The sequence below is a fragment of the Thermococcus argininiproducens genome (genome assembly GCF_023746595.1).
In the GTDB taxonomy this organism is placed as follows: domain Archaea; phylum Methanobacteriota_B; class Thermococci; order Thermococcales; family Thermococcaceae; genus Thermococcus_A; species Thermococcus_A argininiproducens.
The window spans coordinates 676166-697230 of the sequence record NZ_CP080572.1; the positions used below are offsets into that span (position 1 = coordinate 676166).

Annotated in this window: 19 protein-coding genes and 1 rRNA gene; 14 read left to right on the plus strand and 6 right to left on the minus strand. The window is 40.0% G+C overall.

Translation table 11 applies throughout. From position 1 onward, the window contains the following. Positions 1-2 precede the first annotated feature (2 nt). From rad50 to endA, 4 genes are all read left to right on the plus strand, one after another. Positions 3-2666 (plus strand): DNA double-strand break repair ATPase Rad50, encoded by a 2664-nt coding sequence (gene rad50, locus K1720_RS03570; protein ID WP_251949990.1) that lies wholly within the window; start codon positions 3-5, stop codon positions 2664-2666. Further along, on the plus strand, positions 2653-3888 hold the full coding sequence (locus tag K1720_RS03575; RefSeq protein ID WP_251949992.1) for a DNA double-strand break repair nuclease NurA: 1236 nt from the start codon (positions 2653-2655) through the stop codon (positions 3886-3888). Before rad50 ends, K1720_RS03575 begins: the two co-directional genes overlap by 14 nt. Positions 3889-4019: 131 nt before the next feature. After that, positions 4020-4526 carry a ribosomal protein S18-alanine N-acetyltransferase gene (gene rimI / locus K1720_RS03580; protein ID WP_055280851.1) on the plus strand — a complete coding sequence of 169 codons (507 nt, stop codon included), beginning with the start codon at positions 4020-4022 and terminating at the stop codon, positions 4524-4526. Beyond that, entirely contained in the window at positions 4523-5035 is a 513-nt protein-coding gene (gene endA, locus K1720_RS03585; RefSeq protein ID WP_256468526.1) for a tRNA-intron lyase, read from the plus strand. Before rimI ends, endA begins: the two co-directional genes overlap by 4 nt. A gap of 18 nt (positions 5036-5053) precedes the next feature. Here endA and K1720_RS03590 read toward each other — a convergent pair whose 3' ends face one another. Further along, positions 5054-6241: a glycine C-acetyltransferase gene (locus K1720_RS03590; RefSeq protein ID WP_251949993.1), complete on the minus strand. Its 1188-nt coding sequence runs from the start codon at positions 6239-6241 to the stop codon at positions 5054-5056. 346 nt (positions 6242-6587) lie between these two features. Between K1720_RS03590 and K1720_RS03595 the strand changes: the two genes are divergently transcribed. From K1720_RS03595 to K1720_RS03605, 3 genes are all read left to right on the plus strand, one after another. After that, on the plus strand, positions 6588-7496 hold the full coding sequence (locus tag K1720_RS03595) for a hypothetical protein (protein WP_251949995.1): 909 nt from the start codon (positions 6588-6590) through the stop codon (positions 7494-7496). Between the two features lie 174 nt (positions 7497-7670). After that, on the plus strand, positions 7671-8663 hold the full coding sequence (locus tag K1720_RS03600; protein ID WP_251949997.1) for a replication factor C small subunit: 993 nt from the start codon (positions 7671-7673) through the stop codon (positions 8661-8663). A gap of 10 nt (positions 8664-8673) precedes the next feature. Next, positions 8674-10125, plus strand: a complete 1452-nt coding sequence (locus tag K1720_RS03605) for a replication factor C large subunit (protein WP_251949999.1) — start codon at positions 8674-8676, stop codon at positions 10123-10125. A gap of 60 nt (positions 10126-10185) precedes the next feature. On the opposite strand, the gene taw22 is transcribed toward K1720_RS03605, so the two are convergent. From taw22 to moaA, 3 genes are all read right to left on the minus strand, one after another. Then, positions 10186-11199: a tRNA (guanine(37)-N1)/4-demethylwyosine(37)-methyltransferase Taw22 gene (gene taw22, locus K1720_RS03610; protein ID WP_251950001.1), complete on the minus strand. Its 1014-nt coding sequence runs from the start codon at positions 11197-11199 to the stop codon at positions 10186-10188. Next, positions 11171-12034 carry a DUF835 domain-containing protein gene (locus K1720_RS03615; RefSeq protein ID WP_251950002.1) on the minus strand — a complete coding sequence of 288 codons (864 nt, stop codon included), beginning with the start codon at positions 12032-12034 and terminating at the stop codon, positions 11171-11173. Before K1720_RS03615 ends, taw22 begins: the two co-directional genes overlap by 29 nt. Positions 12035-12338: 304 nt before the next feature. Then, positions 12339-13259, minus strand: coding sequence for a GTP 3',8-cyclase MoaA (moaA, locus tag K1720_RS03620; RefSeq protein WP_251950485.1), 921 nt, complete (start codon positions 13257-13259; stop codon positions 12339-12341). A 133-nt stretch (positions 13260-13392) separates the two neighbouring features. Between moaA and K1720_RS03625 the strand changes: the two genes are divergently transcribed. Both K1720_RS03625 and K1720_RS03630 read left to right on the plus strand, forming a co-directional pair. Next, positions 13393-14151 carry a hypothetical protein gene (locus tag K1720_RS03625; RefSeq protein ID WP_251950004.1) on the plus strand — a complete coding sequence of 253 codons (759 nt, stop codon included), beginning with the start codon at positions 13393-13395 and terminating at the stop codon, positions 14149-14151. Further along, entirely contained in the window at positions 14117-15532 is a 1416-nt protein-coding gene (locus K1720_RS03630; protein WP_251950006.1) for a ribonuclease FAU-1 family protein, read from the plus strand. Before K1720_RS03625 ends, K1720_RS03630 begins: the two co-directional genes overlap by 35 nt. Here K1720_RS03630 and radB read toward each other — a convergent pair. Both radB and K1720_RS03640 read right to left on the minus strand, forming a co-directional pair. Beyond that, positions 15504-16193 carry a DNA repair and recombination protein RadB gene (gene radB, locus K1720_RS03635; protein ID WP_251950008.1) on the minus strand — a complete coding sequence of 230 codons (690 nt, stop codon included), beginning with the start codon at positions 16191-16193 and terminating at the stop codon, positions 15504-15506. The two genes, K1720_RS03630 and radB, sit on opposite strands and share 29 nt — an antisense overlap. Positions 16194-16204: 11 nt before the next feature. Then, positions 16205-16843 carry an MBL fold metallo-hydrolase gene (locus K1720_RS03640; protein WP_251950009.1) on the minus strand — a complete coding sequence of 213 codons (639 nt, stop codon included), beginning with the start codon at positions 16841-16843 and terminating at the stop codon, positions 16205-16207. A gap of 101 nt (positions 16844-16944) precedes the next feature. On the opposite strand from K1720_RS03640, the gene K1720_RS03645 reads away from it, so the two are divergent. From K1720_RS03645 to K1720_RS03665, 5 genes are all read left to right on the plus strand, one after another. Next, positions 16945-17184, plus strand: a complete 240-nt coding sequence (locus K1720_RS03645) for a hypothetical protein (protein WP_251950011.1) — start codon at positions 16945-16947, stop codon at positions 17182-17184. A gap of 2 nt (positions 17185-17186) precedes the next feature. After that, entirely contained in the window at positions 17187-17885 is a 699-nt protein-coding gene (locus tag K1720_RS03650; RefSeq protein ID WP_251950013.1) for a DUF1614 domain-containing protein, read from the plus strand. Positions 17886-17931: 46 nt separating this feature from the next. Further along, positions 17932-18786: a ribose-phosphate diphosphokinase gene (locus K1720_RS03655; RefSeq protein WP_251950015.1), complete on the plus strand. Its 855-nt coding sequence runs from the start codon at positions 17932-17934 to the stop codon at positions 18784-18786. A gap of 26 nt (positions 18787-18812) precedes the next feature. Then, positions 18813-19046, plus strand: coding sequence for a hypothetical protein (locus tag K1720_RS03660; RefSeq protein WP_251950017.1), 234 nt, complete (start codon positions 18813-18815; stop codon positions 19044-19046). 533 nt (positions 19047-19579) lie between these two features. Further along, positions 19580-21064: ribosomal RNA gene (locus tag K1720_RS03665) — 16S ribosomal RNA — on the plus strand. The last annotated feature ends 1 nt before the right edge of the window (position 21065 follow it).

The following is a 21065-nucleotide window of genomic DNA, read 5'->3' on the forward strand; positions in this document are numbered from 1 at the left end:
AAATGAGGATAAGATCCCTTAAAATAAAGAATTTTAGAGCTCATGAGAGTTCTTACATTGAATTTAATGATGGGATTAACTTAATAATTGGTCAGAACGGTTCTGGTAAGAGCTCAATTCTTGAAGCAATCTTCGCTGCCCTTTATCTTGGCCATGGGAGTTTTCCTAGAGGATATAAAAGGGTAAATACGAGAATAGGAAAATCCGGGTTTGAACTAGTTCTAAAGTTTGAACATAACGATAAACGGTATGAAATTGTAAGAAAGTCTAATGCTGAAAGCTATCTTAAAGAACATGGAGCAATCCTGTATGACAGGGATAGTGACATTGCTAAATGGTCTGAGAAGCATCTCTATCCTCTCCACGTTTTTAGAAATGCTCTTTATATAAAGCAGGGTGAGATAGAGAACATTCTAATTGATGAGAATGTCAGGGAAAAGGTTCTTAGAAAAGTCTTGGGGATTGAAGATTTTGAAAATAGTGCTAACAATGCCCAAGAGGTTGTTAGGGAGCTGAGAAGGAAAAAAGACTATCTAGAAAAGTTAATTCAAACTTCTGGAGATCTTCAAGGAAGAATAGAAGAGCAAGAGAAAAAGCTTAAGGAGATACTTGTTAGAATAAATGAGCTTAGAAAGCAGGAGATTGAAATTTCAGAAAAGTTGTCTGGAGTTTCAAGGAGATATGAGTATCTCAAAAAACTCAGTGAATTATTGGGTCAAAAAGAAAAGGAAAAACTATCAACCGAAGGCTCATTGAAACAACTTGAAACGGAGATAAAGAATATTAAAGAGAGAATTTCGGAGTTAGAGAAAGAACTTAATGAACTGGGAGATAAGGAAAAACGTCTAATAGAGATTCAATGGGTGGAAGAAGAATATAGAATGCTTAATGCTATTCTCTCAAAGAGAGCTGAGATCCAAAAAATTGAAATTGAAGAAAGTCGGTTAGAAGAACGAATTAGGGGAATACAAAGAGAGATAAGTGAGCTTAGCTCAAAAGAAAAGGAATTTCAGGAAGCTAAAAAACTCGAAAAGGAAGTTTTAGAGAGATATAGAACATTGAAAGGATTTGCGGAAGAGTATGAGAAAGTTAGACAGTTACTTGCTGAAAGGGAGAAATATTTGAAGGAGCTTGAAAAAGCAGGTTATACCAAAGAAAAGCTTACTAAGGAGCTAGAAGAAGTTGAAAAGGCAAAAGAGAAGTTAAAGGAACTTGAAGATAGGCTCGTGAGCCTAAAAGGTGAGCTTAACGGATTGAACAGAATTGAGTGGAAACTAAGGGATAACTTATCGAAACTAGAGGGTGCAAAGGAATGTCCTCTTTGTAAGAGGCCTATACAAGAGCATGATAAAGGGGAAATCGAGAGAGAATATAAGCTGGAATTCGCCAAGATAGAAGAAAAGAAGAAAGAAATTAGTAAACAGCTTAAAGAACTCAAAGAAGAAAAAGAGAAACTTGAAAGGATTAAAAATAGAGAAAAGACTTTAATCAAGCTCTATAAGACATTGGAGTTCCTAGAAACTGTTGAAAAGAAGCTCAAAAGGTATGATATTGAAAGATTGAAAACAAGTTCTGAAGAATTCGAGAAAGTGAGGGAGAAGGCTATTGAGATAAAAAAAGAAATTATCCGATTGAAGAGGGAGACAGAGAGGCTTGTTAAAGTAAAAAAGGAACTGGAGACTATATCAAAAGATTTAGAGAATCTTAAAGGAAGAAAAAGAGCGATTCTTCAAGAAATAAGAGAGAGAGGATTTACTTCTTTTGAAGAAGTGGAAAAGAGGATAAGAAAATTGGATCCCATATACAAGGAGTACATAGAGCTTAGGGCAGTTCCAAAGGAGATTGAAACTCGGAAAAAGAAGCAAAATCTCTTAAAAAACGCATTAGAGAAGAAAGAACGAGAATTTAATATCCTTAAAGAGAATCTTAAAGTTATTTATAGGGAGTTAGAGGAGCTAAATAGACAATTCAGCGAGGAAGAATTTGAGGCTATCCGTAAAGAGCATTTAAATCTATCGAATACTCATGCTGCTTTGCTCAAAGAGATTGAGGGTAGTGAGGTTCTTAAAGAAGAGGTCCTCAAAAATCTAGAAGAGCTCAAAATAAGACTTGAGGAGGTTAAAAAGGCCGAGAAAGAACTTGAGCTTGTTGGTAGGATGATAGCAGACATGAAAACCTTGAGAGAAAAGTTGCTTAAACTAAAAGCAGAAGCAGAAAGGAAAGGTTTAAGTGAAGTGGAAAGAGTTGCAAGTGAACTTTTCTCTGAAATGACGGAAAGAAAGTATCAGGGAATAAAAATAATCAGGGAGAAAAAGTTTGGTAAAGAGAGAATTAGGATAGTTGTCCTTTATCAAGGACAAGAGAAAGAAATTGACTTTTTAAGTGGAGGCGAAAAAATAGCTCTTGGATTATCCTTTAGGCTGGCATTATCGCTTTACAAAGTGAAAAACATGGAGCTCTTAATTTTAGATGAACCTACTCCATTTTTGGATGAAGAAAGAAGGAAAAAGCTGGTAGAGATAATAACTCAGCATCTAAGAAAGATCCCACAAGTGATAATAGTTTCACATGATGAAGAATTAAAGGACGCAGCGGATTATGTTATCAGAGTTACTCTTGTTGGTGGAAGGAGTAATGTAGAGGTGGAAAGTCTTGGCGCGTATTAGTCAAAGTCATCTTAATGATGTGAAGAGATATTTAGACTCTCAGCTGGAGAGGATTGAGGGATTAAAGAGGTTGGTTGTAGAAGCAGGATATAAGTGGGAAGATTTTCCTCCTGAGAGAAAAGCAAACGTTTTTGCCATTGATGGGAGCAGAATGGTGAAGAGATTGAGCGGGGCTATAATCTATGCAGTTTCATCTGTTGCTGTGGGAGAGGACATTCTTCAATGGCATGAAATCGGTTTGGTATCTCCATATAAACACGTTGATGAAAGAATAAGGCTCCATATGGAAATGCTTGAGAACAGGATGGGCGCTTTAACATTTGAGTTGAAAAATGCAGATCTTATTTTAATGGATGGTACGCTAAGTGGTTCTATAGCACGTCCCCCTGCTTATTTAGAAAGTGCCACAAGGCATTTCTATGAGGAAGATAAAATTGGTACTATAAATCTGGTTAAAGGTTTTTTAGAACTTCTTGACTCGGAGTGGGATAAATGGAAGAGGGCTCTTGACAAGGAAGGTGTTATTAACTACTCTACAGTGATGGCCAGAAGAGAAGAAGTTTTTGAATTGTTAAAGCCGTATGTTGTTGAGGAAGAACTTGTTGAAAAAATAGAAAGTGATCCAAATTACAGGGAGGACTTCATAATATTTCTTGAATACTTGGAGTACCTTCACTCAATAGATAAGCTCCTCCAGGGTAAAGTGGCATTTGTGGCAAAAACTTTCTACACTGATGACATAATAAAACAAGTTACAGAAGGTAAGAAGGAGAGCAAGCATGCCTTGATGCCTGATGTTCCAATAATAGACTCAATCTCGAAAAAGAGAGGTTATATGCGGTTTAGATATAGGGAAACTAGAAAATGGTCTCTTCCAGAGGTTATCAAAAAAGCTGCAGGAGATAAGTATCTTCAAAGGGTCATGCTCTTGTTCCCCGAGGAGGGAAACCCAGTTCAGAGTATTCAACCGGCTTATGTGAGGTTTATTGAGAATGGTGTCATATATCTCCTAGAAGCAATTGAGCTTGATGATGAGCTATTATCTGCAATACTCTCTGTTTCTGAAGATGAGTACATTATACCTCTAGAGTATGCTCATCACACTGTTGTTATAAAGAAGCAAGAGTTTGATACTTATGTAGATGCCATACTTAATGCTTTAATAGGAGAAGATCGAAGATATCTAGCATTTTTGAGATATGGTAGAGAGCCATTGGAATGATTCTCAATCTAACTCATTTTTTTAATTAAGAACTTGCTTATTTCTGCTAATATGTCCTTCCTATCTTTAAATAACAAATTCTAAAGCTCTCAATCAATAAGATTAAAAACTTACAAAGCAAATATTAAAACATGAGTGTCTCTTCCCGAGATTTCCTTCCCCGAAGGATACCTCTAAGTCTCATTACAATTCGACCGGCCACCCTTTTTGACTTAAACGAGATCATGCGTATTGAAAGACAATCGTTTAGAGAACAATACCCTAGAGGATTATTTCTAATGTTCCTTGAAGCAAATCGAGAAACTTTCCTAGTTGCTGAGTATAATGGTCAAGTCATTGGTTATGTCATGGGTTATTTGAAGCCGGATATGGAAGGACATATAATGAGCATCGCAGTTGATCCCCTTTACAGGGGGAATGGGATAGGCAGAGCATTAATGGAAGCGGTTATAGATAGGTTAATAAAGCGGGGTGCTCGGTATATAGGGTTGGAAGTTAGGGTTAGCAATCAGGGAGCGATAAAACTCTATGAACGACTAGGGTTTAAGAAGATGAAAATTATCCGGAGGTATTACTCTGATGGAGAAGATGCCTACTATATGATGTTAACTCCAGAGAGTTGGGGGGGCAAGAGTTGAGCGAGTTCAAATTTTATATCAGTGGAGAGAGGGTTTTCAGTACCATGGAAAGTGCGATAAATAAACTTTATAACAAGAGACATTACGGAGAGGTTATCAGTGGAAAGTTATTTCTCTCATTTATTGAAGCTGCCTATCTCCTTGAAAAAGAGTGGATTAGGGTTTTTGAGGGTGAAAAGGAACTAGGTCTTGAAGAACTTTTTGAAAAAGGTAGAAAGAAAGATGAACAGTTTGACTTAAAATTCTTGGTATACAAGGATCTTAGAGACAGGGGATACACTGTCAAGACTGCTCTTAAATATGGCTCTCATTTTAGAGTATATAGGAAGGGTATGGAAGAGCATGCCGACTGGCTTATCTGGGTTGTAAGTGAGAGTCAAAAAATGCATCCAAATGACTTGATTGCAAGGGTTAGGGTGGCCCATGGAGTGAGGAAAAAGATGGTTCTTGCAGTTGTTGATGAGGATAATGATGTTGTTTATTATCAAGTTGAAAGAGTAAAGTTTTGAAAATAAGAAAAGTGGAAATCACTTGAGGAACTCAGTTTTCTTTCCAAGATCCTCAAATGCATCAATTACATATTGTAGGTCTTCTTTGCTGTGGGCTGCTGAGGGTTCAAGTCTTATTCTCGCGGTTCCTAATGGAACAGTTGGATATACGATAGCCTGTGCAAAAATATTGTATTCCTCGTATAATCTTCTACTGAATTCTTGAGCAAGTTTTTCATCATAAAGCATCACTGGGGTAATTGGGTGTTTGGTATTTCCAAGATTGTACCCAATATCACGGAGACCCTTTTGAAGGAAGTATGTGTTGTCCCAAAGCTTTTTGACGAGCTCATCACTGTGTTGAAGAATCTCAACAGCAGCAATAGCTGCAGCGACATCTGGTGGATTTACTGCACTGGAGAATAGGAAGGGTCTTCCTCTTTGTCTTAGGTAATCTATTGCTTCCTCTGGGCCGGCAACGTAACCCCCGATGACACCAAAAGCTTTGCTTAGAGTCCCCATCTCGAAGTCGACTCTATCATGGAGATTGAAGTGATCCACTATACCTCTTCCGTGTTCTCCTAAAACACCCTCACCATGGGCATCATCCACATAAACCATGGCATCATATTGCTCTGCTAACTCTACTATTTCTGGTAGCGGAGCTAAGTCACCATCCATTGAGAAAACTCCATCCGTGACTATGAGTTTTTTCTTCTTGCTTTTAACCTCTTCAAGCTTCTTTTTGAGGTCTTCCATATCAAGGTGCTTGTAGATAACTTTGGGAGCACCGCTTAATCTCATACCGTCTATGATGCTCGCGTGGTTGAGTTCTTCGCTTACAAAAACTCCATCTTCGCCTTTCTTTATGAGGGCACTAATGGCTCCAAGGTTTGCATTATAACCACTCTGGAAGAGAATCGCAGCCTCTCTCTTTTTGAATTTTGCCAGTTTCTCCTCGAGCTCTACGTGGAGTTCCATTGTACCAGCTATAGTTCTAACAGCTCCCGCACCTATACCATAGTCGAGAATTGCTCTTATTGCGGCTTCTTTGATTTTTGGATGTGCGGCAAGGCCAAGGTAGTTGTTGGAACACATGTTAAGAACCTTCTTCCCATCCACAACAACCCAGGGGCCTTGAGAACTTTGAAGGACTCTAATCTTAACATAGAGGCCTTTCTCTTTAAGTTCATTAAGCTCCTCAGTAATCCAATCAAGCTTCGCCATATGCACCACCGAGTAGAATATCTACTTTTTACACCTATAAAAGTTTTTCATGTATCTCAATGATATGTCTACGGTTACCCCTGGAGACAATATAATGGCTTTTTTGTATGTATTGCTTTAGATTAGATCCTAGAAATTTACGATTATCGGCCGTAAATTTTATATATTTCAAGTGCTTAATTTTTGTGGGTCTTCGTAGGGAGGACAGAGCAAAGCCGCAAAGTTAGAATGTTGGCCTGCTTGGTTTTTAATTATAATTAAATTTCAGGATTAGGGATATGATTGTGCTAAATAGGAGGTTGTAGATGATTATATAAGATGTAGAAACACAAGGGGTGAATTCCTAGTGATAAGAAAATTAAAATGGGACTTTTATTTAGTTCTTGTTTTATCTGTGGCTTTTATCCTTATCTTTTCTGTTTCGCTTGGAATCTACAAGGACAAGATGACTAAGAATGAGTTCTGGGATAGATTCATTGGTGAAAGATTAGCCTACGTTTATGTAGTTCCAAATGAGAGTATAGAGGCAACTATTTTCTGGTGTCCTTCCTCTATGAAATTAGAGAAAGATAAGCTGAAAGATAATATTAGTGTAACTATTTCCACGCCCTTAGGTTCACTGGTTCAATACAAAGGAGAAGATCTGCAAAGGTCATTCAGAGGATACTTTAGAATGATTATACCAATGCAGCTTTTGGGCTTTGAGTCTGGGAGCTACGAGTTGGAGAATGTAAACTCCTACATTTATGTTACCACTCCAACTAGAACAGAGAAGTTTACCATCTCCTTAGGAAATTGGATCATTGAAACTGGCAAAGAAATTGCCCCAAAATTAATTATTACCGAAAACAGCCGATATGCTACTACATTTGTAAACGATTCTAAACTGGTAAAATATGAGATAGGGTTGTTTAACCCAACAAATGAGAGCATCTACATTATGAACATTTTTCATCCCCTAGACTCTCAAAGCTTAAGAACTCTCGCTATAGCTTGTTACAACACCACATCCATTTTAGACTTACCAAAAGTGGAAGATGGATCAAAAATTCCAAAAGAGAATCTTCTTTCTTCCACAGGGTGTCAGATACCTCCAAGAGAAAAAAGATACCTTGTCATGTATATCGAAGTTGATCCTACAGTTGAAATGCTCTTATTGAGACCAAAAATAGAGTACAAATTGAACAATAGTACTTTTTTCATGCCCGGAGCAACAATGGAATTTGTTAGAATAACAGAAAGGTGCACAAATTAATAGTTTTCCCAATTTAAGAAGAGTTTGCTTTTCTGTTCTAGATTTTTGGGATGTAAGTTTCTATATAACAATGTTTAAGTAAAAATCAACTCTCTCTAAAACTATGAAAAGTCCAAAGCTTTTAAATATCTGCTTGAGTATAAAGAAGTTAGGTTACGATAATAGGTGATCGCTATGGTTGAGGCGGTAAAAGAGGTTAAAGAAGTCAAAATTCTTGAAAAACCTTGGGTTGAAAAGTACAGGCCTGAGAGACTTGATGACATTGTTGGTCAGGATCATATAGTGAGGAGATTGAAGCATTATGTTAAGACTGGTTCGATGCCCCACCTTCTCCTAGCTGGACCACCAGGCACAGGAAAAACGACTTCTTCACTGTGTTTAGCGAGGGAGCTGTTTGGCGAAAACTGGCGTCATAACTTTTTAGAACTCAACGCGAGCGATGAAAGAGGGATAAACGTCATAAGGGAGAAAGTAAAGGAGTTTGCAAGAACAAAGCCTATTGGAGGAGTAAGTTTCAAGATAATATTCCTCGATGAGGCCGATGCTTTAACTCAAGACGCTCAACAAGCCTTGAGAAGAACAATGGAGATGTTCTCAAGCAACGTTCGCTTTATCTTGAGCTGCAACTATTCCTCTAAGATCATTGAGCCCATTCAGAGTAGATGTGCTATTTTCCGCTTCAGACCACTTAGAGATGAAGATGTAGCCAAGAGACTCAAATACATAGCAGAAAATGAAGAATTAGAGCTCACTGAAGAAGGCCTTCAAGCTATACTTTATGTAGCTGAGGGAGACCTGAGAAGGGCTATAAACGTACTTCAAGCAGCTGCAGCTTTGGACGTAAAGATCACTGACGAAAACGTTTTCTTAGTGGCAAGTAGAGCTCGTCCAGAGGATGTTAGGGAAATGATGCTTTTCGCTTTGGAAGGAAATTTCCTTAAAGCTAGGGACAAACTAAGAGAGATTCTTCTTAAACAAGGATTAAGCGGGGAGGATGTTCTTATACAGATGCACAAAGAGGTGTTTAACCTTCCAATAAGTGAGCCAAAGAAAGTGGCCCTCGCAGATAAAATTGGTGAATACAACTTTAGACTTGTTGAAGGTTCCAATGAAATGATCCAACTTGAAGCGTTGCTTGCTCAATTTACATTGCTTGGCAAGGATTAGGTGAGTTCAAATGCTTCCTTGGACTGAGAAATATAGACCAAAGAGGCTTGTGGATATTGTAAACCAAGATAAGGCCTTAGAAAAGGTCAAGCCGTGGATTGAGCAATGGGTTCATGGAGCCCCTAAAAAGAAGGCTCTTATCTTGGCAGGTCCTCCAGGTAGTGGAAAAACTACTACAGTCTATGCCTTGGCAAATGAATACAAATTTGAGGTTATTGAACTTAATGCCAGCGATGACAGAACATTTGGGAAGATAGAGCGTTATTTAAACGCTGCTTATACAATGGATGTTTTTGGGAGGAGAAGGAAACTTATCTTCTTAGATGAAGCGGATAACATAGAGCCAAGTGGTGCTAGAGAAATAGCCAAACTCATAACCAAGGCTCGCAATCCAATAATAATGTCTGCCAATAGATACTGGGAGGTTCCGATAGAAATAAGAAATAAAGCTGAAATCGTTGAGTACAAGAGATTGACCCAGAGAGATATATTAAAGGCGCTATTTAGGATAATTAAGGCAGAAGGGATCTTTGTTCCTAAAGAAGTTCTCCAGATGATTGCCAAGAGAGCTAGAGGGGATTTAAGAGCTGCTATAAACGACCTTCAGACCGTGGTAAGTGGTGGAGTGGAGGATGCTGAGCTAATTTTAGCATACAGAGATGTTGAAAAGTCCATATTTGAGGCATTAGGGACTATATTTGCAACTGACAACGCTAAAAGGGCTAAAATGGCCCTAATGAATCTTGATAACACTCCAGATGAGGTTCTTCTTTGGCTAGACGAGAATATTCCTTACGTATATTACAAGCCAGAAGATATAGCGAGAGCCTATGATGCCCTTAGTAGGGCAGACATTTACCTAGGACGAGCTAAGAGATCAGGAAGTTACGGGTTGTGGAAGTACGCTATGGATATGATGACTGCAGGGGTTGCAGTTGCAGGGGTAAAGAAAAAAGGATTCATGAGATTTTATCCTCCAAAAACCCTGAGGATTCTTCGTGATACAAAAGAAGAACGTTCTATTAGAGATTCAATCGTGAAGAAGATAATGAAAGGAATGCATATGAGCAAACTTGAGGCCATTGAGACAATGCAAATATTTAAAGCAATATTCGCCAATAATCTCGATGTTGCTGCTCATATAGCTGTTTTCTTGGAATTAGGTGATAAAGAATTAGAGTTTCTAACTGAAGATAAAGAGAAAGCAGCGAAAATTAAAGGAAAGACCCTTTCAATACACAGAAAGCTCAAAAAAGTAAAGACAGAGTTGGAAGCAAGAGTGGAAGAAGTAATAGGGAAAGAAAAAGAAGAGAAAGCTGAAGGGATGGATAAAAAGAGTGAAAAAGAGGAGGCCGTAGAAGCAGAAGGTAAAAAGGAAGAAATAAAGCCAAAGGAGGAAAAAGAAGCAAAAGAGAAAAAGAAGGATAAACAAGCAACTTTATTTGAGTTTTTGAAAAAATAACCTCTCTTTTTCTTTCGAAAAACCCTCTTTAGGAAGCGGTAGGTTACTTTTTGGAATGTTTTAGTTAAGAATCTTAATATCAGCACACACCTTATACACATGGGGTTTAAAATCAGATACCTTCTTTATTTTAACTTCACACTCCTTTCCAAGCTTTTTACATTCTCTAAGAATCCGCTGTTTAAATTCTTCAAGCTCATTTTCATGAACAAACTCGTAGTAATGAACCCACTTTTCAGCCTTTTTTAAAGCTAAGTTTAGAGCATCTACTCCCTTAGGGGTTGGACTTATAACTCTATCGAAATTTCCCAGCTTTGGAACAATGGCAAAGACATCTCCTTGGATAATCTCTATCTTTCCTTTGAGTCGGTGTTTATTTAACTCAATGTTTTCAATGCCTAAAGCTACAGCCTCTTTATTGAGCTCTACTGCTGTAATGCTGACATTCTTATATCTGGCGAGAACAAGAGCATAGGGAAGTACTCCAGCAAAAAGCAAGAGAATTTTTTCACCATCATTGGCAAGTTGGGCCAGCCTATATCTTTCCCCTTTCATCCTTGGGTTAAAGAAAACTTTGCTTAAATCCACCTTGATCTTCACACCGTTTTCCTTGTGGATTGTTGTTAAGCGATTTTCTCCCCAGATTATTGAGTACTCTCGTATTCTAAAAGCTCCAGTATGAAAACCTTTTCTTGCTATAACTTTAAGAAATGGGTGGACTGTTAGGAGACCCTCTACAATCTCTTTTTGCTTATGCTCGATCTCTGGAGGTATCTGGGTGATTGCTATATCACCAATTACATCATACCGCCGTACGAATTTTAGCTCTTCTTCTGTAAACTTGTTCTTTAAAACGCTTTCAAGACTTTGGTATATCTGTCTTTGGGGTCTCATTGGAAGCTCAATATCAACTATTTCAAATCCTAGTTCTCTCACTTTTTGTGGATTTAGTACTGGAAGGAAAATATGCTCGTTAGATCTTTTTGGTCTTCGCTTGCCATCATATACCCCTATTTTTTTGAGAAGTCTCTTGACCCTTTCAGCCTCACTTTTCTTTACTTTTATTGCTGGCATTCTTATCTTCACCCTCCAACATGTTTGCAAGTAGTTTTTGTGAGATTTCTCTAACTAACTCTTTTTCTTCCCTTACTTTGAATTCTTTAAGAATTGTAGCCTCTTGAGAAGTCTCTAATATCTTCGGAGGTAGATATAGAATCAGCAAAGAGTCCCCTGAAATTGCATAGTCTTTTAGTGAAAAGAAGAATTTCGCGACAGAAGTAAATTCATTGTACAACATCAGATATTCAATCCCCTCAAAGTAAATCACGCATCCACCTTTGCGCCGTCTAATGAATTTAAGGATCTCATCTTGAATTACATGTAGTTTTAGTGGATCTGCTTTATCTTTTCCTTCCATCCTACTTATCCAGAGAAATTTATCCGGCTCTAGCCCATACTTTTTAACCCAGAGTGGCTTTTGAGTCCTGCTTATTACAAGCAATCCACTTGAATATCTGAAGAAAAACTCAATTCTTTCTGGAGAAAGAGGTTTTCTTATTATATAAGCTCCAGATATAGGTAACTTACTACGTTTTTCGACTGTCCTTTTTGTTTCCTTTCTCTCCTCCATGGTGATGTATAAGTATCGCAGTAATGATGTTGCAAGATAGAGATAGGAAGCAGTAAAAGAAATTGCTCCTATTTCCCACAAGTGTTTCTGGCTGATAGAGTCGATAATAACGCCAATTGAACCCAAAGTGAAGAGTATAAAAGATATCAAAAGTATTTTAGCCAAAATCTTTCTCGGTTCTTTAAGTGAGCGATAGTATTTATAAGCCTTAAAAACCCCAAAAATTCCTATTTGCATTATCACGAGGCCTGTTATTAGCCCGTATAAATTAATGGTCATCCTTCTCCCCCTCAAATTATAGGTTGGATGTAGTTTATATTAAAACCTTTTTTATCTTTTTTAGGTGTGGGGACTCCTTTTGAAAGGGAGGGGATGAGAGCCCGAAAAGTTTAAATACTTTTTACTCTGTTGCATAGTAATTAATGATACTAATGTACTTGACGCAAAAGAATCATCTTCCAGCGGACAAGAAGACGTACAAACCTCTTCGCACTCTAACACACTTATCTAAAGATCTTCACACTCATTCTTCAGGCTCCTCAAAGAAAGGAGGAAAGGTAACTCACAATTTGTGTAGAATATTTCACTTCCAATAGGGTTCTCTCATGAGAATAGCTTTCTTAAAGATTTCAATAAGCTCTTCATCACTGGCTCCATTTCTTATTGGGGTCACGATATCTACTAGGTCATCTTTTCTAAGGAGACATGTTTTTAGATGACCACTTGAGGTTAACCTTATCCTTGTACAGTTTGCACAAAAAACGGTATTATGCATCGATCTAACTATCTCAACTTCAGCTGTGCCATATTTTGTTGGTATGAAGTATTTTTTCCTTCTGTGCATTCTTCTTTCCTTCGTTTCTATAGCAATCTTTTGGAATTCTTCCTCTAATGGCTTTAATGGATAAAAATATTTCTTAAAAAACCACGAGTTTTCCATCTCTCTAGGAACTTCGATTTCAATAAGCTGAAGAACAGCGTTATTTTGGGCAGCATAGTCCACCATATCCCAAATTTCATCGTCATTAAGCCCTTTCATAACAACCATATTTAGTTTAACGGGAGAGAAAAGCCTAACTGCCTTTTTTATCCCCTTGATAACCTGTGGGAGTACGTCAAAACCTGTGATCTCCTTATATTTATTCCTATCTAATGTGTCTAGACTTATATTTACCCTATCAAGTCCTGCATCTTTTAAGGCTTCCCCTAGGATGTTCATCGTTGTTCCATTTGTTGTCATTGACAGATCGACGACATACGGTCTTATCCTTCTTACTATCTCAACTATATCTTCTCTTACTGTTGGTTCCCCTCCAGTTAGTTTTACTTTTTTTACCCCCAGCTTTGAGGCTATTCTGACTATTCGTTCTATCTCTTCTGGACTCATCTCTTGAAAGTTGAGTGTTTGGCCTTCTCTGTGACAGTAGAAGCAGTTCAAGTTACACTCATGAGTTAGAGAGATCCTAAGGTTCGTGACTGGCCTTCCAAAACGATCCACTAAGATCATGAGCTTCCCTCTAATTATTAAAGTATTTTGCTTTAAAAAAAGCTTTTGGATAAACATATTTGTTAAACCTATTACTTGGCGAAAAGTAAAAGAACGATGAGAGTGTATTATATTTTAGGGGGGAATTACCGTGGATGTAGAGAAAATTCGCGAAGTTGTTAAAAAAGCAGAGCTTCTCCATAAAGAATTTCAGAAAGCTTTTCTGAAGGCTTATTCACTCTCTTCAAATTGGGACTTTGATGAGCTAAGGGGACTACTCTTAACCCTTCATGAGATAATTGAGAAAAAATTTGATGTTGCGTCTGAGATAGTTAGCTTGTCTTCTTTAATTGGGGGTCGTTTTGAAGTTTTTGCAAAGGAACTTCAAAAGAATGAACATCAGATAAAATTTCGTGTAGAAGAACTTCTTCCACTAGTTGAGAGTCCTAAAATTAGTTTTAGTGAAAGAGCTAGGATAAATGCTTCACTTCAAAGACTTTTGCAGTTTTATAGGATCTATGATTACTCTATAACTCAAGCAATTCAGAAATTAACTGGGGAGCTTGAAGGGCTTATATTTATAAGCGAAGAGAGAAAACTACCACCGACCAATATCGTGAATAAAATGCAAAAAATAGAGATGTTAGAAAATACAATTGATACCCTCATATCCTTTGTGTATTACTTGTATTACTACCCTTCATGGGTTCATAAAGTTGAAGAGGCTTTGAGAGACTGGCATTCCAAAGGCCTATTGTGGGTTGAGGTGAGGAACGTAGAAAAAAATAGTGGTGTTGAGAGAACTCATGCCGCTAAAATCCTTGAAGGCTTAATGCTCATCGGTGTTGTGGAAAAACGGGAAAGAGGTGGTGAATATGTCTACAAACTCAGAGGTTTCGGTGAGGATTAGAGGAATATACAGTACTGCATTAACAAAACTGCTACTTGACGAAGGATTTAAAATAAGCCAGCCAAGTCAGAGAATCGTCGAAAGGTTAAACATTGAAAAAGCTTATGATGAATTTGATGTAGATATTCAGGACAAAAGAGATTCCCATGGTGTAGTTTTAGTTGGTACAAAAGTTGAGGAAGTTAAAAAAGTTCTTGAAGAGAAATTTTTGGATGTTTTTTTCAGAAAGATGCCATATCAGCTGTATGGCATATATAAAGGAATGGTGGTTAAGAGAGACGACAGATATGTCTATGTTGATATAGGAAGTGCCATTGGGACATTGCTAATTGAAGAATTCCCAGATGCTATGGAAGGAGACGAAGTGCTAGTTCAGGTAAAGAAAAACAACTTGCTTCCACATTTAAGCGTCCTTCTTACTATCCCAGGAGATTATGCAGTTCTTATTCCAAAGCCAATTGGTACACAGAGACACGTTAAAATTTCTAGGAAAATTAGGGAGCAGAGTGAGCGGGAGAGACTTAGAATACTTGGATTAAGTGTGGATTTAGGGGAATGGGGAGTTCTATGGAGGACAGCTGCAGCATACAAAGATTGGAATTTATTACGAGATGAGCTTATTAAACTTTCAAAAATCGCTGAAAAGCTTAAAGACGCAGATAAATACTCAGCTCCAGCAAAAATTGTAGATGGAAGGGATATATACGAAGTAGAATTTGGAGGAGCGGCTAAGGCAAAGCTTGACGATATTAGAAACACCGTGGTTCCCACAATAGAGGGCCACCATAAATTCAAGGCCTACGACCCCGAGTTTGGGTTTGCAGTTGAGATAGGAGAAGGAATTCTAGCTAAAATGCCATCTCAACGAAAAAAAGTTAGTGAAGGCTTTTTAGAGACGTTAGTTAATAATAAAGGTCCAAAGTCTGGATGGCTTTTTAGATTTGAACATGTAAAGCCAGATGGCCAAATAATTAAGATTGGGCCAGGAGAAATTTTAGAGGTCTCATTAAATCCACTCAAACTTAAGGTTAAGAGGTATCTAAAGCCAGGTAAGTTTTATGATGGGCTGGATGTACCAATAGAACACGGAGATTATGCAATAACAGAGATAGAGGATGGTAAATGGTGGTTCAAACACAGCTACTATGACAAAGAAGGGAATCTGAAAGGAGAATACTACAACATTTGTACTCCAGTTGAGATCTATCCAGACAAAGCCCGTTATGTTGATCTAGAAGTTGATATTGTCAAGTGGCCCGATGGAAAGAAGGAGATAATTGATAAAGAGGAACTAAAGATGCACTACGAAGATGGAGTGATAAGCGAAAAGTTATACAAGGCTATATTGAGGCTTACTCAAGAATTGTTTGAGAAGATTTAGTTTTTTCCACATCTTCTATTCCTTTATCTGTTATTTTAAAATATACAATTCCACCTTCTGGCCTGAACCTATGTCTCTCCAAGATAGCTATTCTCAAACCAGGTCTCAATTTTTCTAAACGTACTATATCCTTACATTTGTACCCTAATGTGTGTTCAGCTATCGGCTTTAGCGTATTTTGTTTTGAGTCAAAATACACCTGGTTGGTTACGATAACTGCTAAATTGTATTTTCTTGATAACCATAGGAGCACTTGGAGTTGTTTTCCTAAATCTACTGTTATAGCACTTTTGTTCTCTTCAACTCTATAGTGGTTTGTTATTGAGTCAACAATAATCATGGAAAACGTTTCGTTAACGATTTTCTTAAGCCTTGATATAGTTTTCCTCTGCTCTTTGAAGTCAAATATTTCAAATATCAGGAATCTTTGGAGAACTGTATTTGCATCCATACCTCGTGACTCCGCCATTTTGGCTAACCTTTCTGGAGAAAAGCCTCCTTCAGTATCAATATATGCTATCTTTCCCATATTTAAAAGCCCTACTTGCATTGCTAGTGTAGTCTTTCCAGTGGCAAATGGTCCATATATCTGTGTTAGAACTCCTTTATCTATACCTCCCCCTAATAACTCGTCTAGGGCTTTACTGCCAGTAGTTAGCATCGTTCACACCGTTAAATCTCAAAAGGCTTGCCGATCTCTAAGACTTTCACTAGGCTCCAAACCCTTTTCTCTCGGAGTTCATTGATAAGTTTGTTTGGGTCAGCCTCACTGTAGGCTCCATAATGCATAGGTATTGTAATCTTTGGTCGCATGATTTCTACAATATTTGCAGCTTCTCTCACATTTGCTGTTGATCTCCCACTTATTGGAACAAAAAGAACATCAACCTCTCCACGCAAGTTTTTGAAAATTGGGGTATAATATGTGTCTCCAGGGTGGAAGATAGTTTTCTTTCCATTGGAAATAATGTAACCAAGAGGATATTGGCTGGAGGGATGCTCCACAAAAATCGCTTTTACTCTCACATTGTTTTCTAATTCTATCTCTTCTCCTCCTCTTATTTCCCTCACTTTGGTGATTCCATCGCTTATTGCCATCAAATAAACGGTTTTCGGTCCAATCACTGTAGCATCTCTGAGTCTTGCTAGGAGAGGAGTCTTTCCATAGTGATCACTGTGCTCATGAGTTACTAGGATGTAGTCAATGCCGTCTATGGCATCATCATTTACATACTCATAAGGATCTATGAGGATTTTTACCCCTCTTGTTTCGATCCAAAAGCACGCGTGTCCATACCAAATAATCTTCATAGGCGTAGCCTCCACGGATAATAGAGTGGAACTCCACTTAAATCTTTCCCATATAACGTTGGTTTTATAAAGGAGTTCTCATTATTTCGATTTGAAGCCATATGAAAGACCTGAGAGTTAGAGGACCTTATTCAGTATGGAAGTTTAGAGAAAAAAGAGGAAACGTTTGGAATATTCCAAGTAGAACTAAAGAGGAAACTTGCAATACAAATAAGAGATTTGCTATTGAGAAAGTAAAGCTTGCAAAGATTCCTGGGGTCTTTTCTCTTAATAAGAATAAGCTGGGTAATATCATAATCCAGAAGGATTTCTTCACATGGTTTAATGTTAGGGGGGTTTAAAATTGAGAAGATATTTTTTCCTGCCTCTGACTTTGCCATTTTTAATTTTCCTGGTCTTGTTGTTACCTTTGTTATTCATACTCTTTGCTAGTACAATAACTATTGCTTTCCAGAAGCTGGGACTTCCTTTACCTGTAGCGTTTACTTTATTCTGGGCAGCTTTGATAGGAAGTTTTGTGAATATTCCAATTACAGAAATAAGGAGTTATGGTCCAATCGTAAAGGTGGCAAAAGTCTCTTTCTTTGGAGTTACGTATCCAGTTCCATATGTGGACTGGGGAGAGCAGAAGACTATTGTTAGTATAAACGTTGGTGGTGCACTCGTTCCTTTAAGTATTGTTGTGTATGAAGTAGTAAGACTTTTAATCCTTGATGAAACGTTCCTTCTCACTAGGATGATAGTGGCTATTTTGGTTTCTGCTGTGGTCAGTAAAGCTTTCTCTAGACCCGTGAAAGGCTTGGGAATAGCTATCCCAACCTTTATTCCACCTTTAGTTGCGGTAATACTTGCTCTTTCGATAGGTGCCTATAATAAACCCCTTATTGCATATACCAGTGGGACCATGGGTGTCTTAATAGGAGCCGATCTCTTAAATTGGGACAAACTCAAAGAACTCAGTGCTCCAATGGTGAGCATTGGAGGAGCGGGAACCTTTGATGGTATATTCTTAGCTGGTATTATAGCGGTTCTCTTAGTATGAGAAAAGATATTAAGTCTTGGGGGAACCTTTCATGGAGGTGACAAGAATGAAAGTAATCTTAGGTAGTGGTGCATATCACATGGCAGAGGAAATTAAGAACAAAGCTGAGAAGTTTGGAAAAACTGTTGTTGAGGTAGAAATAAAAACTTTCCCTGATGGGGAGAAGTATGTTAGAGTGCTTGGAGACGGCGAAGAAGCTTTAGTTATACAATCGACCTTTAATCCTCAAAATGAACATCTAATTGAACTTTTGCTCCTAGGAGATGCACTTAAGGAAAAAGGATTCAAGCATCTTAAAGCTGTTGTCCCTTACTTAGCATACTCTAGGCAAGATAGAGTAACCAAGAAAGGTGAGCCCATAAGTGTTAGGGCAATCATGAAGATGATTGGACTTTATTATGATGAACTTTATGTGTTTGATCTCCACAATCCTAAAACACTGGAATTTTTCCCCGGCAAAGCTGTGAATTTGAGCCCTGCCAAAGCCATAGCCAAGTACTTTGAAGATAACCTTGACAACGGTTTAGTTCTTGCACCAGACAAGGGTGCATTAGAAAGAGCAAAAGCTGTTGCAGATATTTTGGGGTTGGACTTCAGTTATTTTGAAAAGAAACGCATCTCACCAACAGAAGTACAAATGACACCTGTGGATGTGGACGTTAAAGGCAAGAACGTGCTTATAGTAGATGATATTATAAGCACTGGTGGAACTATGATAAAAGCTGCAAATATTCTCAGAAACATGGGAGCAGATAAAATATTTGTTGTTGCTACACATGGAGTTTTTGCAGAGGGGGCCATTGAAAGAGTAAGCGCCGCTGTTGATGAACTTGCTGTTATAAACACAATTCCTACACCAGTCTCGAAAATAAGCATTGTTGAAGATATTTTGGGGCTTTAACTTTTTTTAATTTTAAAGATTCAACTTTGGATTTCAAGTTGAACTTCTCACAAGGGTTATATCTAGTCTTTTGGTATATTCGTGGTTCAATAGTACTGCAGGTCTGCATTGATACTTCTCAGCACTTGAGAAGAGGAGTACCAGAGCTGTTGGAAATAGGTAGATATTACTCTAAATTCAATGAAGTCAAGCACATTGAGAGAGATGAAGGTGGTGGAAAGGGCATATTGTCACGAGATATGGTGGAGGGTATTTGCTAGTATCATTCTTATGTTTACTTCCTTCTGTATATATTTTCCTCAAGTGTTCTATGGTATGTCCATTTAAAAATACTGCTTGGTGAGAGGCTTAAACTTCTTTTAGAAGATTTAGCGAAGAAAATATACTTGAGGATATATGGTTACACTAGCTTAAGTTGCAAGAAATCTTACATTTATTTGTTAAAAAGTGGGTATTATTGGAATGTTTTTTGACAGTTTCTTTTTCAAAAATCTCCTTACTGAAGGGTTTTGCAAAAATTTTTCATTGTGGGGGTCTCGGACTATAGGGTGGAGCGCCCGAATGAGGGTGCCCAAAGCCCAGGCATAAAACGGCGGCGTCGAGGGGAGTGGGTGCAAAGCACCCAACAATGAACCCCGCCCTCCAGCCTTGGGCACAGCAAAGTGCGCTCCCAAGGAAACCCGAAAGGGGACCCCTTGGGGGTAAGGCAGGCCCAACACCCCGACCAAACCCCGGATGGGTTTTATGGTACTCCCTTTTGAAGGGAGTCCCACCGGCCGTACTCCTAATAGCAATTCCGGTTGATCCTGCCGGAGGCCACTGCTATCGGGGTCCGACTAAGCCATGCGAGTCACGGGGGTGTCCCTTTGGGGCACCACCGGCGGACGGCTCAGTAACACGTCGGTAACCTACCCTCGGGAGGGGGATAACCCCGGGAAACTGGGGCTAATCCCCCATAGGCCTGAGGTACTGGAAGGTCCTCAGGCCGAAAGGGACTTTGTCCGCCCGAGGATGGGCCGGCGGCCGATTAGGTAGTTGGTGGGGTAACGGCCCACCAAGCCGAAGATCGGTACGGGCTGTGAGAGCAGGAGCCCGGAGATGGACACTGAGACACGGGTCCAGGCCCTACGGGGCGCAGCAGGCGCGAAACCTCCGCAATGCGGGAAACCGCGACGGGGGGACCCCGAGTGCCGTGGCAACGCCACGGCTTTTCCGGAGTGTAAAAAGCTCCGGGAATAAGGGCTGGGCAAGGCCGGTGGCAGCCGCCGCGGTAATACCGGCGGCCCGAGTGGTGGCCGCTATTATTGGGCCTAAAGCGTCCGTAGCCGGGCCCGTAAGTCCCTGGCGAAATCCCACGGCTCAACCGTGGGGCTTGCTGGGGATACTGCGGGTCTTGGGACCGGGAGAGGCGGGGGGTACCCCTGGGGTAGGGGTGAAATCCTATAATCCCAGGGGGACCGCCAGTGGCGAAGGCGCCCCGCTGGAACGGGTCCGACGGTGAGGGACGAAGGCCAGGGGAGCAAACCGGATTAGATACCCGGGTAGTCCTGGCTGTAAAGGATGCGGGCTAGGTGTCGGGTGAGCTTCGAGCTCGCCCGGTGCCGTAGGGAAGCCGTTAAGCCCGCCGCCTGGGGAGTACGGCCGCAAGGCTGAAACTTAAAGGAATTGGCGGGGGAGCACTACAAGGGGTGGAGCGTGCGGTTTAATTGGATTCAACGCCGGGAACCTCACCGGGGGCGACGGCAGGATGAAGGCCAGGCTGAAGGTCTTGCCGGACACGCCGAGAGGAGGTGCATGGCCGCCGTCAGCTCGTACCGTGAGGCGTCCACTTAAGTGTGGTAACGAGCGAGACCCGTGCCCCCAGTTGCCAGCCCTTCCCGTTGGGAAGGGGGCACTCTGGGGGGACTGCCGGCGATAAGCCGGAGGAAGGAGCGGGCGACGGTAGGTCAGTATGCCCCGAAACCCCCGGGCTACACGCGCGCTACAATGGGCGGGACAATGGGATCCGACCCCGAAAGGGGAAGGGAATCCCCTAAACCCGCCCCCAGTTCGGATCGCGGGCTGCAACTCGCCCGCGTGAAGCTGGAATCCCTAGTACCCGCGTGTCATCATCGCGCGGCGAATACGTCCCTGCTCCTTGCACACACCGCCCGTCACTCCACCCGAGCGGGGTCTGGATGAGGCTCCGTCCTCTGGGCGGGGTCGAGTCCGGGCTCCGTGAGGGGGGAGAAGTCGTAACAAGGTAGCCGTAGGGGAACCTACGGCTCGATCACCTCCTA

Coding starts and splice junctions, on each gene's coding strand:
- K1720_RS03615 (WP_251950002.1), bottom strand. CDS start 12,034: ATGACCATTAATTTATACGGGCTAATAACAGGCCTCGTGATAATGCAA.
- K1720_RS03630 (WP_251950006.1), top strand. CDS start 14,117: ATGTCTACAAACTCAGAGGTTTCGGTGAGGATTAGAGGAATATACAGT.
- K1720_RS03590 (WP_251949993.1), bottom strand. CDS start 6,241: ATGGCGAAGCTTGATTGGATTACTGAGGAGCTTAATGAACTTAAAGAG.
- K1720_RS03655 (WP_251950015.1), top strand. CDS start 17,932: ATGAAAGTAATCTTAGGTAGTGGTGCATATCACATGGCAGAGGAAATT.
- K1720_RS03645 (WP_251950011.1), top strand. CDS start 16,945: ATGAAAGACCTGAGAGTTAGAGGACCTTATTCAGTATGGAAGTTTAGA.
- K1720_RS03600 (WP_251949997.1), top strand. CDS start 7,671: ATGGTTGAGGCGGTAAAAGAGGTTAAAGAAGTCAAAATTCTTGAAAAA.
- rimI (WP_055280851.1), top strand. CDS start 4,020: ATGAGTGTCTCTTCCCGAGATTTCCTTCCCCGAAGGATACCTCTAAGT.
- rad50 (WP_251949990.1), top strand. CDS start 3: ATGAGGATAAGATCCCTTAAAATAAAGAATTTTAGAGCTCATGAGAGT.
- K1720_RS03640 (WP_251950009.1), bottom strand. CDS start 16,843: ATGAAGATTATTTGGTATGGACACGCGTGCTTTTGGATCGAAACAAGA.
- taw22 (WP_251950001.1), bottom strand. CDS start 11,199: ATGCCAGCAATAAAAGTAAAGAAAAGTGAGGCTGAAAGGGTCAAGAGA.
- K1720_RS03605 (WP_251949999.1), top strand. CDS start 8,674: ATGCTTCCTTGGACTGAGAAATATAGACCAAAGAGGCTTGTGGATATT.
- radB (WP_251950008.1), bottom strand. CDS start 16,193: ATGCTAACTACTGGCAGTAAAGCCCTAGACGAGTTATTAGGGGGAGGT.